At 51.6% G+C, this 16,555-nt stretch carries 17 protein-coding genes and 2 other annotated features (1 of these 19 running past the window's edge); of the genes, 5 read left to right on the top strand and 12 right to left on the bottom strand.

Going from position 1 to position 16,555, the window contains the following annotated elements; translation table 11 throughout:
* Window positions 1-75: a binding site (T-box leader), on the bottom strand (it extends 150 nt beyond the left edge of the window).
* A gap of 50 nt (window positions 76-125) precedes the next feature.
* Window positions 126-355 (bottom strand) — a binding site (T-box leader).
* Between the two features lie 189 nt (window positions 356-544).
* Window positions 545-1,912, top strand: coding sequence for an amino acid permease (locus tag EVJ34_RS09310; RefSeq protein WP_483297323.1), 1,368 nt, complete (start codon window positions 545-547; stop codon window positions 1,910-1,912).
* 96 nt (window positions 1,913-2,008) lie between these two features.
* Here EVJ34_RS09310 and EVJ34_RS09305 read toward each other — a convergent pair whose 3' ends face one another.
* The 3 genes from EVJ34_RS09305 to EVJ34_RS09295 form a co-directional block, all read right to left on the bottom strand.
* Entirely contained in the window at window positions 2,009-3,550 is a 1,542-nt protein-coding gene (locus EVJ34_RS09305; protein ID WP_131485401.1) for a murein hydrolase activator EnvC family protein, read from the bottom strand.
* Between the two features lie 462 nt (window positions 3,551-4,012).
* Complete coding sequence (locus tag EVJ34_RS09300) at window positions 4,013-4,378, bottom strand: DUF423 domain-containing protein (protein ID WP_131435904.1); 366 nt, start codon at window positions 4,376-4,378, stop codon at window positions 4,013-4,015.
* A gap of 14 nt (window positions 4,379-4,392) precedes the next feature.
* The gene (locus tag EVJ34_RS09295; protein WP_131435906.1) at window positions 4,393-4,998 is read right to left on the bottom strand and encodes a trimeric intracellular cation channel family protein; all 606 of its coding nucleotides are present in this window, start codon (window positions 4,996-4,998) and stop codon (window positions 4,393-4,395) included.
* 94 nt (window positions 4,999-5,092) lie between these two features.
* Between EVJ34_RS09295 and EVJ34_RS09290 the strand changes: the two genes are divergently transcribed.
* Window positions 5,093-6,730, top strand: coding sequence for an ABC1 kinase family protein (locus tag EVJ34_RS09290; RefSeq protein WP_131485400.1), 1,638 nt, complete (start codon window positions 5,093-5,095; stop codon window positions 6,728-6,730).
* On the opposite strand, the gene EVJ34_RS09285 is transcribed toward EVJ34_RS09290, so the two are convergent.
* The 3 genes from EVJ34_RS09285 to EVJ34_RS09275 are packed head-to-tail and all read right to left on the bottom strand — an operon-like array spanning window position 6,669 to window position 8,769.
* Window positions 6,669-7,706, bottom strand: coding sequence for a pyridoxal-phosphate-dependent aminotransferase family protein (locus tag EVJ34_RS09285; RefSeq protein ID WP_131485399.1), 1,038 nt, complete (start codon window positions 7,704-7,706; stop codon window positions 6,669-6,671). The genes EVJ34_RS09290 and EVJ34_RS09285 overlap by 62 nt on opposite strands.
* Before the next feature lie 6 nt (window positions 7,707-7,712).
* A complete protein-coding gene (locus EVJ34_RS09280; protein WP_131485398.1) occupies window positions 7,713-8,261 on the bottom strand; it encodes a GNAT family N-acetyltransferase in 549 nt (182 codons plus the stop codon).
* Window positions 8,254-8,769 carry a glycerol-3-phosphate acyltransferase gene (locus tag EVJ34_RS09275; RefSeq protein WP_131485397.1) on the bottom strand — a complete coding sequence of 172 codons (516 nt, stop codon included), beginning with the start codon at window positions 8,767-8,769 and terminating at the stop codon, window positions 8,254-8,256. The genes EVJ34_RS09280 and EVJ34_RS09275 overlap by 8 nt, the downstream gene beginning before the upstream one ends.
* A gap of 86 nt (window positions 8,770-8,855) precedes the next feature.
* Between EVJ34_RS09275 and EVJ34_RS09270 the strand changes: the two genes are divergently transcribed.
* Window positions 8,856-10,268 carry an NAD-dependent succinate-semialdehyde dehydrogenase gene (locus EVJ34_RS09270; RefSeq protein ID WP_131435914.1) on the top strand — a complete coding sequence of 471 codons (1,413 nt, stop codon included), beginning with the start codon at window positions 8,856-8,858 and terminating at the stop codon, window positions 10,266-10,268.
* 37 nt (window positions 10,269-10,305) lie between these two features.
* Here the strand turns inward: EVJ34_RS09270 and EVJ34_RS09260 are convergent, their stop codons facing one another.
* The 6 genes from EVJ34_RS09260 to EVJ34_RS09235 form a co-directional block, all read right to left on the bottom strand.
* Window positions 10,306-10,938: an HAD family hydrolase gene (locus EVJ34_RS09260; RefSeq protein WP_131435916.1), complete on the bottom strand. Its 633-nt coding sequence runs from the start codon at window positions 10,936-10,938 to the stop codon at window positions 10,306-10,308.
* A 150-nt stretch (window positions 10,939-11,088) separates the two neighbouring features.
* Window positions 11,089-11,454: a rhodanese-like domain-containing protein gene (locus EVJ34_RS09255; protein ID WP_131435918.1), complete on the bottom strand. Its 366-nt coding sequence runs from the start codon at window positions 11,452-11,454 to the stop codon at window positions 11,089-11,091.
* A gap of 108 nt (window positions 11,455-11,562) precedes the next feature.
* Entirely contained in the window at window positions 11,563-11,841 is a 279-nt protein-coding gene (locus EVJ34_RS09250; RefSeq protein ID WP_131435920.1) for a DUF5327 family protein, read from the bottom strand.
* Between the two features lie 68 nt (window positions 11,842-11,909).
* Window positions 11,910-13,205, bottom strand: coding sequence for a DUF2252 domain-containing protein (locus tag EVJ34_RS09245; RefSeq protein ID WP_131435922.1), 1,296 nt, complete (start codon window positions 13,203-13,205; stop codon window positions 11,910-11,912).
* A gap of 13 nt (window positions 13,206-13,218) precedes the next feature.
* Complete coding sequence (msrA, locus tag EVJ34_RS09240; RefSeq protein WP_131485396.1) at window positions 13,219-14,169, bottom strand: peptide-methionine (S)-S-oxide reductase MsrA; 951 nt, start codon at window positions 14,167-14,169, stop codon at window positions 13,219-13,221.
* 80 nt (window positions 14,170-14,249) lie between these two features.
* Entirely contained in the window at window positions 14,250-14,432 is a 183-nt protein-coding gene (locus tag EVJ34_RS09235) for a hypothetical protein (protein WP_021065984.1), read from the bottom strand.
* A 250-nt stretch (window positions 14,433-14,682) separates the two neighbouring features.
* On the opposite strand from EVJ34_RS09235, the gene EVJ34_RS09230 reads away from it, so the two are divergent.
* Together EVJ34_RS09230 and EVJ34_RS09225 are read left to right on the top strand one after the other, a co-directional pair.
* On the top strand, window positions 14,683-15,753 hold the full coding sequence (locus EVJ34_RS09230) for a GGDEF domain-containing protein (protein ID WP_131485395.1): 1,071 nt from the start codon (window positions 14,683-14,685) through the stop codon (window positions 15,751-15,753).
* Window positions 15,754-15,900: 147 nt separating this feature from the next.
* Window positions 15,901-16,425, top strand: coding sequence for a hypothetical protein (locus EVJ34_RS09225; protein WP_131485394.1), 525 nt, complete (start codon window positions 15,901-15,903; stop codon window positions 16,423-16,425).
* Window positions 16,426-16,555 lie beyond the last annotated feature (130 nt).

Genomic DNA, 16,555 nt, shown 5'->3' with positions numbered 1-16,555 from the left:
TCGGCCAGGATCCCACCACCCCCGGCTCTCTTGACGAGACTTATTCACGCTACTCTTCTCAATCACTGATTTACTATGCATTGAAACGAAAAAGGGTTACCCGCCCGACTCATAGCTTGCGCTATGAGAAGGACGAGTAACCCCGTGGTGCCACCTTCGTTGGTTCCGTAGAACCCACTTCACGGACAATCATCCGCTTTCCCCTGGTAACGGTGGGTGACCCGCTAAAGCCTACTAAAAGTTTCGGTTTAGAGCTCGGAAGTCCATTCGCGACGTCCCGCATACTGATTCACACCAACCATCAGCTCTCTGTCATACGGGGACCGTCGTTACTTCTCTTCGTCGACGCCTTTATTCGTTTCAGTTAAGTTAACTCGTACTATACAGGGCGAGCAACTACCTGTCAAACAAAAGCGTGCAAAAAAACTTTGCTTCTATAGGTGCCACCAAAACGATGCCGCTTTTTACGATTTCGTGAGTTGACACTCGTTTTTTTTGTCTGCTATAGTCGTCCCCAACAACACTTCACTCAACTAAAGGAGAATTGAATTTGGAAACTAGCAAATTAAAACGTGAACTGTCCACACGGCAGTTGACGATGATTTCGCTCGGTAGCGCCATCGGGACGGGCCTCTTCCTCGGAAGCGGGCTCGCCATCCAAACGGCAGGACCGAGTGTGCTCGTCAGTTACGCCATCGGGGCGTTCATCGTCCTGTTACTAATGGGCTGTCTCGCTGAAATGACCGTCGCCCATCCGACCTCGGGCTCGTTCGGCACGATCGCCGAGCGGTACGTCCATCCACTCGCCGGCTTTTTGGTCCGCTACTCGTACTGGGTTGCCAACGTCCTCGCCATCGGCGTCGAAGTGAGCGCCATTGCCATCTATATGCGTTATTGGTTCCCTGATGTGAACGGATTTGTCTGGGTCGCCTTGTTCGGCGGCTTGCTTATTTACGTCAACGCCCGGCACGTTCATACGTTCGGGACGACCGAATACTGGTTATCATTCATTAAAGTGACCGCCATTATTCTCTTCATCGTCCTCGGGGCGGCCACACTTTTCGGTCAACCCGGTTCACCCATCGAATCGATCACGACAGGCGATGAAGGATTCTTCGCTTTCGGATTTTACGGGATGTGGGTGACGATTTTCATCTCGCTCTTTAGTTTCCTCGGGACCGAACTCGTCGCTGTGACGGCTGGCGAAGCAAAAGACCCGGACCGCGCCGTCCCGAAAGCGTTGCGCGCGACCGTATTCCGCTTGACGTTCTTTTATCTCGTCACAATCGGTATCATGCTCATGCTCATCCCGTGGCAGCAGGCCGGGATCGATCAAAGCCCGTTCGTTCTCGTTATGCAACAATTCGACGTGCCTGGCGCAGCCGGCATTTTGAACTTTGTCATCTTGATCGCCGCCTTATCGGCGATGAACGCACAACTCTACGCGTCGACGCGGATGATGTATTCCCTCGCCGAAGCTGGAGACGCTCCACGAATCTTCAAAAAAGTCAGTGGCAGCGGGATTCCAATGCCTGCCCTGCTCGTCTCGACAGGCGGTATCATTCTCGCGGCATTGCTGCAAGTGTTCATGGAAACATCGTATCCATTCCTGATGGGGATCTCGATGTTCGGAGCCATCTTCACATGGTTCATGGTATTCGTCTCACATTTGTTCTTCCGAAAAAAATGGACAGGACGGAAATTACCGGTCCGCATGATCGGTTACCCGTTCTTGCCGTTACTCGGTGCTGGGCTGTTGCTCAGCCTGATGATCACGACATGGTTCACCGACTTCAACATTTTGCTCAAGTTCGGGATCCCATGGTTGGTCGGATTGACCATCATCTATCTCGTCCGTGAGCGGTTCCGCAAATCAAACAATCAATCGGACGACATCGAACAAGCCAACTAAAATGAGCGCCTACCGGTTCAAGGTAGGCGCTCATTTTTTGATTTATGGGCATATAAAAACGAGCACCTATCACGATGGACGGGTGCTCGTTGAACATCAGAAGAATTGACGTGGGTTGACTGTGCTGCCCGCGCTCGATGACGAGTACGAGTAGCTGCCTTTGTGGATCTCGAAGTGAAGGTGCGGGCCTGAAGAGTTACCCGTGTTCCCGAGTCCACCGATGTTCGATCCTTGTGTCACACGTTGTCCGGCGCTAACTGAGACCGAGTTCAAGTGAGCATAGACCGTTGTCCATACTTGTCCGTTGATGACGTGGGCAATCATGACGTGATTCCCGTAAGCACCACCCCAGCCGGCACGGATGACTGTTCCGGTTGCCGCGGCACGGATTGGCGTCCCGACAGGTCCGGCGATATCGACACCGTTATGGAACGTGTAGCCGAATTGACCGCTTGCCGGTCCGAAACCTTGCGTATAACGTCCTGCCGCCGGTTGAATGAACATCGCGCCCGATGGTGCTGGTGCCGATGTCGTCGGTGCAGTTGGTGTTGGTTTCGGTTTTGGTGCAGGTGTTGGTTTTGGTGCAGGTTTCGGTGCTACCGGTTTTGGAGCCGGTGTACTATTTTGTGTCGTCTGGTTTGAAGATGCAGATGACTGGGTACTATTATTATTGTTCTGCTGTTTTTGAGCTGCTGCTCGTTCTGCCTCAGCTTTTGCCGCTGCCGCTCTTGCTTCTTCTGCTTGACGTGCCGCTGCCGCTGCTTGAGCCGCTTCCGCTTGACGAGCTTCTTCAGCCTTACGCGCTGCTTCTTGACGAGCCGCTTCTTCAGCGCGACGACGTGCTTCTTCTTCTTCACGACGTTGTGCTTCAATCTCAGCCGCAATCGCTTCTTCTTGGGCGATTAACGTCGCTTCGATTTCTTGAAGGTCGAAGATTTGCGATTCGAACTTAATATTCTTCTTCTCGAGCTCTTTGATGCGGGCTTCGCGCTCTTTCATCTTCTTCTCGAGCTGAGCTTGGCGCACTTCAAGCGCTTTTTGTTGTTTTAAGAGCGAAGCGCGCTCTTCTTTCAATGACGCTTGCGCTTCTTGTAACGATTGACGGGTCGCTTCGTAGTCTTCAAACAACTCTTGGTCACTCCGTTGAATCGTTCCGGCCGTGATCATACGCGTGATCAAATCCGAGAAGTTTTTCGAACCGAAGATAAACTCCGCCCAGTTGATTGAGCCGCCGCCGTTCGTTTGCATCGTGGCCATGCGCTCTTTCATCATCGCTTCTTGGGCTTTCATCTTTTTCTCATAGCCTTTAATGTCGGCTTCAAGGTCTTCAATCTTCAACTCGGTCCGCTTGATTTCTTGGCGTTTTGCCGCAACATCGTTGATGATGTCTTGAAGTTGGGCGTCCATCTTGTTGACTTCCGTTTGGACTTTCGAGATTTCGTCTTTGTTTTGCTTAATTTTTGAAGACGTGTTCGATTGGTTCTGTTTGACGTTATTTCGTTGCTCTTGCACTTTTTTCTGCTGTTCTTGTTTCTCCTTGATTGACGTCGAGGCATCAGCCACCGAGTGCGTTCCAAGCAGAAGCGCGCTAAGCGTAAGTGTCGAGACGGTACGTTTCCAATTGATCAATGGGGACATCCTTTCTAATGTAAGGGGATTGGCGTTCACGTTCGATTTAAGGTCAGTCGTTTTGCTATGTAACAAAAACGATTAATTTTTTAGTTTCAACACGACTAATTATATCGAAGTGTCGAATGTTTTCCTGTTAAAGTTATATTTCACTTTTGTTACGGCTATTGAAGCAAAAACCTTATGTAGCTCCTCATTCCATTATATTTCAACATGTTTTCACTTTTCTTTTCTCGAAACACGTTTGTAACAATAGTTGAAAATAGGAAATCGTTTACCTTATATCTAAATAACATCATCCAGTCCTTTTTCTAAATATAACCATTCCCAAAAAACGTAAAAAAGGGCCTGGTTGGTCTCTCGCTCAAAGCGAAGAGGCCAACCGGGCCAATTGTTCGTTGTCGTGTGAAGACGAGGGGTCTCACACTTCACATGTTATACGATGACTGTTAACCACACGTTAACGTTTGATTACATTTTGAGAGCGCCAATGATGACAAACACCCATGCCGCGATAAACAAGACGCCACCAATCGGCGTGACCGCCCCAAGCTTCGTGATTCCAGTCAATGCCATCACGTATAGGCTGCCTGAGAAAAAGAGAATGCCAGCAAACATGAGCCAGCCTGCCGTGTTGAACTGACTGATACTCACTTTCGTCAAGATGCTCGCTAAGGCGATGATGCCGATGGCGTGAATCATATGATAGAGCACGCCGGTCTGCCAGTTGGCGAGCATGTTCGGTGCCAGACGCTCTTTCAAGGCGTGGGCCCCGAAAGCACCTAGCGCGACGCCGAGCGCCATTAAGGCAGCGCCGATGATGAGTAAAAGTTTCATAACTAGTTTCCCCCTTATCGCACTTTGCGTGCAGGTAAATTCCACTTCCGATAGTAGGATATCACTCGAAGCGCCGCGACGACAACGAGTAAGGCGTAGACAGGCAGTCCTCCTTCAAGCCGGAAATAATACGTGACGACCGCGATGATAATCGCCCACATCGCGTACACTTCAGACTGGAGGACGAGCGGCTTGCGGCCGGCCAACAAATCACGGACGACCCCACCGCCGACACCCGTCAAGACGGCAGCCGCAATCGCCGCCGATAGCGGTAAATCCAGCTTGATGGCGACTTGTGCGCCTTGAAACGCGAAAGCGACGAGCCCAATCGCATCGACGATGACGCCCCAGCGTTCCCAATGGGGCAAGACGACGCTCGGCAGCAGGAAGATGAGCAACGCGACAAGAAAACAAAGGATGAAGAGATCGTTTTGTTGCCAAATCAAACTGACGGGGTTCCCGAGCAAGACGTTTCGAATCGCCCCGCCACCGAAAGCTGTCGTGAAAGCGAGTAGCCACACCCCAAAAATATCATATTTCTCGTCCATCGCGATGATGGCACCGCTCGCCGCGAACGCGATTGTTCCGACGACGTTGAGTAATTCCCACTCCATAAACATCCCTTGCCCTTTCTTGAAAGCATTCTGTGGTAAAGTTAAGATACAAAAAATCAGATCAGTCGAGCGACTGCTTGTAAAGGATGTCGGTACTTTTATGAAACGAATCGCCTTGTTCCGCATATGGATTATCGTCACGATGTTCGCCCGATTCATCATTAAAATTTATGCATTCTCCCGCAAACAGCAACAAGGTCTCGCGTCGACCGAAGAGTATGAGGCGCTCATGTTGAACCTTGCCCGCGAGTATAAGCGGAACGCGCTCCGACTCGAAGGGCTGTTGATCAAGCTCGGGCAGTTTTTATCAATCCGGGCCGATTTGTTACCTCCGTCCGTATTGAATGAGTTATCCGAGCTCGTCGACCGTGTCCCGACATCGGGTTGGGACAAGTCTCGCGCTATCCTGGAAGCAGAATGGGGCGTCCCGTACACCCAAGTCGTGAAAGACGTCGGCATCGACGCCGTCGCCTCTGCTTCGATCGGTGAAGTCTACGGCGCCACACTCCTTGAGAACGGGAAGCGTGTCGCCTTGAAAATCCAACGTCCGGATATCGAAAAAATCATTCGGACCGACTTCAAAGCGATGCGAGTCGTCACGACGATGCTCAAGCGAACCTCGCTAGCAAAATCGACCGACTTAGATAGCTTATATCGCCAAATGATTTTTGTCATCGGGGATGAATTAAATTTCCAGACTGAATTGAAGAACGCCCATTATTTCAAAGCGAAATATGCCGACAACCCCGACGTATACATCCCGGATTATTATGACCATCTGTGCACGAACCGAGTGTTGACGATGGATTGGGTCGAAGCCCGTCGCATCACCGACCTCGCTTTCTTAAAAGAAAATAATATCGACCGCTCCGCACTTGCCGAACGATTGTTCACGATGGCAGCCGAGCAACTGTTGTTCGGCGGACAATTCCATGCTGATCCGCACCCCGGAAACGTACAAATCCGGGCCGACGGAACCATCATCCTGCTCGACTTCGGGATGGTCGGATCATCGACCGCTCAGGACATGGCGACCATCCGTAAAATCTTGCAGGCGTTCATCTCGCTCGATTATGACGGAGTCGTCGATGGACTTGAGGACTTGCGTTTCCTGTTGCCGACAGCGAACAAGCACAACATTCGGCAAGCACTCGAAAAGGCGGTCACGTTCTATTTGGAGACCGATATCGATACGGTCGATACGAAGCTGATCGAGAAAGTATTACAAGATATTCAATTACTCGTCAAAAACGAGCCGATCCAGTTGCCGGCCGAGTTCGCCTTCTTCGGTCGGGCCGCCTCGACGTTGCTTGGGATTTTACAAATCCTCGACCCGAAAATCGATTTATTCACGCTCGGTAAACCGATTGTGATTCAATGGCTCGAATCAGACGGAACGACGATTCAGAACCGTTACGTCATGACGGCACTCAACTACGGGAAGAAATTACTAAACGTACCGCCGCTGCTCGATAACTACTTAAAAGAGCCGACCCGGAAGCGCCTATCCGAGCAGGCGATGTTCCAACGCGACCTCGAGTCAAAGGAACTGCTCCACCGCCAGACGTTCAACTCAGGTATCATCATCCTCGGTCTCCTCGTCGGCCTGTTCGGTTATATCCGACCTGACGAATGGCTGTTTTGGTCAGGTTGCATCGTCGCCGTTGTCGCCTATTTCAATTCAAGACGCCTCGGTCGAAAGATTCGTCATTTGGCCCGCCAAGATTTCCGTGTCTGATTCCGTCACTCTCTCGAGTGGCGGTTTTTTTCTGGAGCCACGTCCCGATATAGGCGGCGACTTGATGCAAATCCCGTTCAGTCGTCCATCCCATCGTTGAGACTTGGAGACAATTCGCATGCCGCAAATAGGTGCTCTCATACTGGACTTGATAGCCATGGAACGCCAATTGATGCCCTAACTCAATCGAGGAAAGGTTTTCGGGTAACGTGAGTGAAAAAATACCTGGCGCTTGGTCATCCCCGAGTTCAACAGGTACACCTCGGCGCAACAATTCACGTACGAACACATCGAGTTTTGATTGATGCGTCGCAATCTCCGCCTCTGTCAGTTCGCTCAACGCGACGTCCATCGCTTGAATGAGCGGGACCGATTGGGTGAAGGCGATCGGGTCATAGCCCGCCAAGTCCAAATAACGCGGAATTAACGGGTTCGGGACAGCTCGTTCGCGCATGGCGACAAACGCCAATCCAGGGGCATTGCGGAGCGCTTTGCCCGAGACGAACGTCACCAGATGCGCAAACGAATAGTCGGTCACTTTCGTCCCGACCGCACTGATCGCATCAATCGCAATCTTCGTGCGATACGTTCGTGCATACTGACGCAAGTGGTCCAAATCGACTAGCTTGCCTGTCGACGTCTCGCAATGGACCGTCCACATCCAATCGGGTGCATGCTGTCCGATTCGCTTTAAGTCGAGACGACGCCCGGACGAAAGTGGGATGACATCAAATTCAAGTCCAGCCCGGGTCGCATGGTCAATCAGCCGTCTTCCAAACTCCCCGGTGTCGATGATTACGCCGCGTCCAGTCAATTGTGCGGCTACGGCATCGTTCGCAATCGTTCCGCTCCCGAGCAATGTGTAGACATGGGGCAACTTAACGAGTTCACTCAGCCTCGACTGGACCGAATGGAGCAGACGACTGGCAGCGACCGACCGATGCGATACCGGCTGGACAGCAAGTGCGGAGCGCACGTGACTCTACAGTTCGACCGGCCCGGCGAGGAGTAGTTTCGGACGCAACGTTCGCGCTGTCTCGGATTGCATGAATCCAGAGCGGGTCAGCTTCATCGGTACATATAACGCCTCCATCGTCCCGATTGGTTTTGCGAACGGGACAAATCCGAAGCGCCGATACAGCTTCTGTTCGCGTACGGTGCCGCTGATGACAATCCCTTCCACGCCTCGGTCTGTCGCCTCCATGAGCATCGCTCGCATGAGTCCGGCAAACGTTCGCGTATTCCGATAGGCGGGCGTCACGGCCAGTAGCCGCACTTCAATCCACTCTCCCGGCGGCAGCGCCACGCCTTTTTGTTCAAGTGAGAACGGGTGCTCGTCACGGATCGCACACATGGCGACGAGTTGCCCGTCCGCCAACCCAATCCAATATGTATTCGTATCATGGAAGCGATCGACAAGTCGTCGCTCCACGTTCGGATGATGTTGCGGGATTTCTTCGACAAACGTCTCATAGTTCAATCGATGAATCGCTTCCGCATCCCCCGGCGTCGCTCTTCGAAATTCAAGCACGTTGTTTCCCCCTTATATGATGGTACACGATCAAAATCACAGTCAAACTAGCCACACTGACATCTGTCGCGTCCCCCCAGGCCGCGAGCGGCAGGAGTGCGAGCATGAAGAGCCCCGTCTCGCGCGAGTTACCAGTCAATTTGATGAGAAGCAGCAACAGCAGAAGTCCCACGATAAACCATAACGGGCTGTACGCTAATATTATTCCAGAAAATACGGCGTACCCCTTCCCCCCGGAACGAATATGCCACATCGGATAAATGTGGCCAAGCGTCAAGGCGAGCCCGGTCTCAAAAAAGTTTGGACCACTGATCGACAACACGAGAACCGTCTTCAGGACGTCGAATCCGTAAACGAACAAGAAGGCTTGCTTCCCGCCGATCCGCAACGCATTGCGGGCACCCGTGTTTCCCGACCCACTCGTTGCTAAATGTTGACCACTGCACCTGCCGTATAAGCGCCCGCCAAGGATACTACCGACGACATACCCCAAGATGATGACCCACATGACGACACCTCCCCTTTGTAAAATTGTGTATGTTTTTTGAAATCGGGTACTTTTAAAATGTGACCTAGACGAAAGGGGAAATCAAGATGCGAGTGGAAAACAATTTCATCAATGGAGAATGGATTGATACATCGGACACGATCGAGGTGCGAAATCCCGCCACCGGAAACATCATGGCCACGGTGACAAAGAGTGACACGGCCGAAGCAAAGCAGGCTGTCGATGCCGCCCACGACGCCTTGAAAAATTGGCAACAGAAAACGGCCGAAGAACGAGGCGCCCTGCTGCTCGAATGGAACCGGCTGATTGATGAACATACAGAAGCCATCGCTCGGACGATGGTCGAGGAGCAAGGTAAGCCGCTCCAAGAAGCCATCGGTGAAGTCCGTTATGCGAACGGCTTCATCGAATGGTATGCCGCGGAAGGAAGACGCGTATACGGCGAGACGATCCCGGCCTCTTCGAACAAAAAACGTATCTTCGCCATTAAACAACCGGTCGGCGTCGTCGCCGCCATCACGCCATGGAATTTCCCGGCGGCGATGATCACCCGGAAGCTCGCGCCGGCGCTGGCCGCTGGTTGCACCGTCGTCCTGAAACCAGCCTCGGCGACACCATTGACGGCCATCGAACTCGTCAAACTGGCCGAGAAAGCCGGCTTTCCACCCGGTGTCATCAATCTCGTCACCGGCAAAGCGTCTGACATCGTGAATACGTGGCAACACGATCCTCGCGTCCGCAAATTGACCTTCACAGGTTCGACCGAGGTTGGCAAGACGCTCATGCGCGGCGCAGCCGATACGATGAAGAAAATCTCGCTCGAGCTGGGTGGTCACGCCCCGCTCATCGTCACGGCGCAGGCAGACCTCGATAAAGCCGTCCCTCAAGCCGTTGCCACGAAATTCCGTAACGGCGGACAGACGTGCGTCTGCGCCAACCGAATTTATGTCGAGCAATCGATCGTCGATGCGTTCTCTGAAAAATTCATCGAGGCCGTCGCGGCGCTCGAAGTCGGGAATGGTCTTGATGAAGGGACGGATATCGGTCCGCTCATCGACGAGGCCGCGGTCGAAAAAGTGATGAAGCACCTGGAAGACGCTCAAATTCGGGGTGGGGAAATCACGGGTGGCGAACAGCTCGATGGGTTATTCGTCCGGCCGGCCGTCGTCCGCTATGCGAATGAAGATATGCTGTGCATGAACGAGGAGACGTTCGGTCCTGTCGCCCCGATTGCGTCGTTCGATACGCTCGAGGAAGTGATTGAGCGGGCGAATGCGACCCCGTTCGGTCTTGCCGCCTATGTGTTCACGCAAGACATCAACGAGGCTCTCTATTTGGCTGAATCACTCGAATACGGTATCGTCGGTGTCAATGACGGACTTCCGTCAACACCGCAAGCCCCGTTCGGTGGATGGAAGCAGAGCGGCCTCGGCCGCGAAGGCGGTCACCATGGCATTGAAGAATTTTTAGAAGTGAAATACATTTCGCTCGGACTCTAAAAAAACCGGTTGAACGTCGCGCGTTCAACCGGTTTTTTCATTTTTCGACCAAGGCAATCAAATCGTTCGGTGTCGCGATGACATGATCCGCGAGTGCCCACTCGTCTTCGTTCCCAAAGCCAAAACCTGTCAAGACGACCGGGAAGTCGTGCGCGCGTGCCGCTTCGACATCCGATTTCCGGTCTCCAACCATCACGTAATCGTTCTCGCCGTGACGGAGACGATGCGCCGTCAAAATGTCAGCTTTTTTCTCGCCGTTCACGGATTCGAGACATTCTGGAGCCGTCATGAACTGGCGAATGTTTTGAGAGTCGAGCATGAGGTTCAAATAATGGACCCCACAGTTACTCGCGGTCGTCAACGTGTGTCCTTTCGCATGGAGCGCCTCGAGCATCTCGTAAATCCCATCGAACAAGACGTGTTGGCCTTCCATCGCTCGCTCGAGCGTCTCATGACGGAGCTTGCGGATTTGGTGAATCTCCTCGATTGTTGCCTCCGGGATGACGTGTTCCCAAAACGCGTTACCGGCCAATCCGTAACCTGAACGGACCGCGTCCTCACTCGGTTTCGGTAAATGAGGAAGTTGCTCTAACGCCTCGTGGATTGCTTGTGTCATCGGTCCGGTCGTGTCAACGAGCGTCCCATCGATATCAAATAAAATGACTGCCATTGTCTGGTCCCCTCTCTCTTTCCTATGTTCCTACCGTAGCAGAATCCCCTGAAAACCGAAAGTGGAAACGTCACACGGCAAATCTAGCCTCTAAAAGAGATTTTCAGGGTCTAAAAAAAAACGGCTGAACAAATGTTCAACCGAGAACTGTCAGCCACGCCAGAAACTCATGCCGCCTTTGACCGAGTAGACGTCCGTATAGCCCGCGCTTTTCAACATGGCCGCGGCCCGTTGACTTCGCATCCCGCTTTGACAGATGACATAGACCGGACGTTCTTTATCTTTCGGATATTGGGCACTTGCGTTCCCGAATCCCGATAGTGGCACATTTTTCGCCTGCTTGATATGCCCGGCCCGGTATTCTTGGGGCTCACGGACATCCAACAACTGAATGTTCCGTTCTTCAGCAATCTTCCGTTTCAATTCATCGGTCGAAACCGTTTTGACGTTGTTTCGCTTCGTCCACCAAAAATAAATCAATCCAATCACTACTGCGACAAACAAGAAATCAAGCATATGCACGCCTCCGTTACGTATCGTTTAGTTAATCTCATTATACCCCCTTAGGTATATAAGTCAATACGTTCGACTCACACAAAAAAAGCTGCGCCTCAAGGGCACAGCTTAAAAGTCGAGCAATGAATCGGTTTTTGGTTTGTCCTCTTCTTCAAGCGGGATTCCAAGGAATGCCGCCATCTGCCGATCAAGCGGCGGTTTCGACTCGACCGGCTCGGCCATAGGCGCCGTAGTAGGTTGCGTCTTAGCCGGAGCCGAATCAGCGAGCAACAGCTCGCAATAGCCCATCAACTTGGCCAAATGGCGCTTTTGCGTCTCCCCACTCGACTGTTCGATTTGGCTCATCACTTGTTTCATCTGCGTGATGACCTGTTGTTCTGTAATCATACGTCGTACACATCCTTTACCGTTCCATTCTGAGGCAAACGTGGGGCTGACCGCAAGTCCGGTGCTCGTCAGACGTGAGTCTCCGCACGCGTCTTGAGCCAAGATTGGAACGCCTCGAAGTCGAATCGGACCTGATTGGCGTAAAATTGGGACCACCGCGAGATTTGGCGAATGAATAGCGGTCGCGACGCTCCGATGGCTGCCGCAATTCGTTCACTCGCCTCATAATCGAGCACGTTCGCATCCGCATCCGCCCGTGCATGAATTTTGGCCGTGATTTCCGCCTGGACTTTTAACGTCTCGATGAGCGATTCTTCATTCTTGATGTGCTTCGCTTTCACTTTCCGCTTGTAAGGTGACCGTTGCCGCACGTAATACTCGTTCCCGTCCATCGTCAAATAGCCGAGATACGGGTCACGACTATGCACCATGGCGCGTTGGGCCGCGATGACGCGGGACCCTTGATGCGACAAGCCATCCTCAAACAACGGATGGGTCGGCAAGAAGAGCGAAGGGACAGCCGATTGAGCCTGCTTCATCTCGAGGATGATATCCTCGTCATGCTCCGCGTCCGCACCTTCAATCAAAATATAATACCGTTCGAGTCCGATCGAAGCCGTCCCGCTCTCCCGTTTAATGGCGATGTCTTTGATTTCGTAATGGTCGGCATGGTGTCGATGCTTCTCCGATAAGGATGCCAAATAATCCGGCCACGCCTGTTTGATATGCTCGGCGGTCTTCGGACTGACCGGGACGAGATCGTCGCTTGTCGCAAAATAACGTTCCTCATCCCTTACTTCCGTCCGCTCCGCCATGAATGCGTCTTTCTTCTTCTCTGCCTTTTTAATCACTTTCTTGATGGCTTTGCACGTGTTCGCTTTCGTGAACTGGACATCTTCGTCCTTCCCATTCGCATAACGCTCAATCGCGAGCGCGTATGTCGCTGCATACGTCTCGATGGCATGCGTCGCGTCAAACCCTGACTCTGCGGCAAACAAATCGACCGAGATCGCCATGCGAAGGACATCAAACAAATAAGACCCGAGATACGCCTCGTCAAAGTCGTTCACGTCGTATATAATCGTCCCGGCCCCATCTTCGAACACACCGAAGTTTTCAAAATGCAAATCCCCTTGAATGAACGTCGGATGGGACGCATCGGTGTCAAACGCGAGCGGTACTTTCGCAAAATCGTAATAGAACAAGTGGGAACTCCCTCGGAAAAACGAGAACGGGGTCGCGCTCATCTTGTTGTACTTCTCATCTCTGGCAGCCTCGGATAAATTACGAATCGATTTGTCGTAGTAATCCAAGACGGTCGCGAGCGTCTCACGACGAATCTGTTGTTTGACGGATGTGAACATGCCCTTCTCCCCTTCACGCATCGAATAAGTGCTTATACTCTCCATAACCTGCAGACTCTAATTCTTCTTTTGGAATGAAACGGAGTGCCGCCGAGTTGATGCAGTAGCGCAGACCTCCAAGTTCTTTCGGGCCGTCATCGAACAAGTGACCGAGATGGCTGTCGGCTCCCTTGGAACGGACCTCGGTCCGGACCATGTGGTGCGTCGTGTCCATGTTCATATCGATGCGTTTTTCTTCGATCGGGCGCGCAAAGCTCGGCCAACCGCAGTTCGATTGGAACTTGTCACGCGATGTGAAGAGCGGCGTCCCATCGATGACATCGACGTATAACCCTTCCCGCTCCTCATCCCAATACTCGTTCTGGAACGGGGGCTCGGTTCCGTTCTCTTGCGTGACTTTATATTGAATCGGCGTCAGACGATCTTTCAAGTCTTTCTGTAGCTTCTTGTCGCTCCACACCTCTTTCACGAACTTGGCCCGGCCAGAACCGACGCGGTACATCTCGTAACGGAATGGATTTTTCTTGTAGTAGTCTTGATGGTAATCTTCCGCTTCCCAAAATGTCTTCGCTGGACGGATCTCGACTTCAATCGATCGGTCGAAGCGCCCCGAGTCCTCGATTTCTTGTTTCGACCGTTCAGCCGCCGCACGCTGTTCCTCCGAATGATAGAAGATGGCCGGTCGATACGATTCACCGCGGTCGTTAAACTGTCCGCCGCCATCGGTCGGGTCGATTTGACGCCAATAGATACGCAACAGTTCTTCATACGAGATGACATCCGGATCAAACGTGACCTCAATCGCCTCTAGGTGACCGGTCGTCTCCGAACAGACTTGTTTGTACGTCGGGTTATCGACATGCCCGCCCGTATAACCGGAAATGACACGCTCGACTCCTTCGTATTTATGAAACGGTTTGACCATGCACCAAAAACAGCCTCCCGCAAATGTAGCTTTTGCCATAATAAATCCCTCCTTACTATGTAGTGTACCCAAAAAATCTCGTCGACAACAAAAAACGAGAACCGTGAACGTGTTCTCGTTTAATCTTCCTCGACCCGATTCATATGACGCATCACTAAAAATAAGATGACACCGACGATGGCTGCTCCGAGAACAGTCAACGCCAGGTTGCCTCGAGCCGATAAAGTATAAAAGATGGCTAACCCGATCAAGATGAGCGCAATCGGAATGAAGGCTCTCTTAAAATGATCCCAATACCGCACAGACAGTCCCCCTTTTTTTCTATCATACCAAATTTGTTTGCGCTGAATGAAAAGAAGATGATGTGTCCATTCAAAGGAGGTACCTATTACGTTACGGAAATGAAACGGTTATCGACCAACCGTCCGACATTGATGTGGGACGAATGGCATAAATAGTGAGTACATTGCACGCCGTCACATGCAGGCAATACGATGTTAAATATGCTAAACTAAAACTAATTATTTCCATTTCATGTTAGGGGATATGATCATGCTCACAATCATCAACTCTTTTTTTCTGAATCTGTGTATCCTGTTCACGTTATTCACGATTTCGTTTCTCCCGTTCCGCAATCGACCACGGCTCACACCGAAAGCGCCATTGAAAAGTCGAATCCTCCTCGGTATTCAGAGCGGAGTCGTCGCCTTAATTTTACTGGCGAACGCATTGCCGCTCGAAGGAATCTTAATCGACTTGCGCTCCATCCCCATCTCTCTTGCCGTCTTATTCGGTGGTTGGGTGAGTGGGACAGTCGCAGCCATCATCTTTTTGGTCGGCCGATTTTTGATGGTCACCGACGGAGCGTATATCGGCTTTTATTTGGCCGTCATCACAATGATTGGTCTCGTCCTTCCAATCAGCTTATTGCGACTAAAGCTTGATAATACCCGCAACACGTTGCTCATCTTCATGACCATCAGTGTCGTCGTTTTCGGCTCCGCCATCTATTATGCTCTACCAACCGAACTGTTCTATCCTGTTATTCTCGCCTACACTGTTATGGTATACGGAGGTGCCTGTGCCGCCTATCGTTTGCTCCAAGAGTTGCGACGCCATTTCGAGAACGTCCAACACCAGCAACAACTTGCCCGAACGGACGCGTTGACCGGCATCGCCAACCGGCGCCTACTGAACGAGGCGATGGCCAACTTGAACGTCGAAGCGAAAGAGTACGCTTTGATTCTCGTCGACATCGACCATTTCAAACGCGTCAATGACACGTATGGCCATGATGTCGGGGACGACGTATTGCGGGAGCTCGGCATGTTGCTCGTCGCCGAAAGTGAAGAGCAGCATCTCGTCGGCCGCTTCGGTGGTGAAGAATTTTTAATCATCATGCCGAACGCCAATCGAGATGAAGTGACCCGTCTTGCCGAATCTATACGAGAAAAAGTCTCGACGTTCCCGTTCGAGACAAGCGCAGGAACACTTCATATCACCATTTCGCTCGGGGCCTGCCATTCGAATGATATTGAAGTCGATAGCGTATTGAAACACGCCGATGAAGCGTTATATCACGCAAAGGAATCGGGACGAAATCGATTCATCTTGGCGTCATAAAGCGCCTCATGTTCGCAAAAGATTGCGGTTTCCCGCAGTTTTCCCGCTTTACTTTCAACTAGTGAATCGGTACACTAGGCTAGACTTTGATTCGATGATTTTTACAGTTGATCATAGATTTGGACAGACAAAGGGGAAACTCATTTCATGACAGTATTGTTATCACTATTCGGTTTGATGTTTGTGGGATCGTTCATCCTCGACTATCAACGTGGCAAGACGTTCCGGCAGTCGCTCTTCGGGGGAGTCGGCACGATTAAACGGAACTTGTTGATTTTTTTACGCACGTCCCTCTCGATGATGATTTTGATCGGTCCGCTTCTCCTCATTTCTATGTTCGCTTTCTCAGAGCTCGTATCGTTTGAGACGGTCGCGGCGTTCATGATTTCTGTGCTCAGCATCGGTTTCGCGGAGCGCATCATCGGGATGATCGTCGCACCGCTCGTCCGGACGTTCTGGCATCAGCATGGCAAATTGATGCCGCTCTATCTCGATGCCGGCCTCTATATCTTCTTGCTGTCGATTCTCATCCTCGAGTTCTTGATGAACATTCCTGGGGTTGAACTCGGCGCATCAGCCATCGCTGTATTTTATGCGTTCGCGCTCTTCTATACGCGTTACTTGTTCAGCTTGCTTCGCTTCACGCTTCGAAAAGGCGTACCGTCGAGCTGACGACCAACCACAACCCGAACCGGTTGTGGTTTTTTTCTACAACTTACTAATTGACAATGAGAATCGTTATCACTTATACTCTAATTGTAGCTCCCAAAGCTTGACGTAAACGTTCCCCAAACCATTACGT

Source organism: Exiguobacterium sp. SL-9, assembly GCF_004336985.1.
Taxonomy (GTDB): Bacteria; Bacillota; Bacilli; order Exiguobacteriales; family Exiguobacteriaceae; genus Exiguobacterium.
Note: the sequence above shows the minus strand (reverse complement) of the source record. Positions and strands in the feature narration are given on the sequence as shown.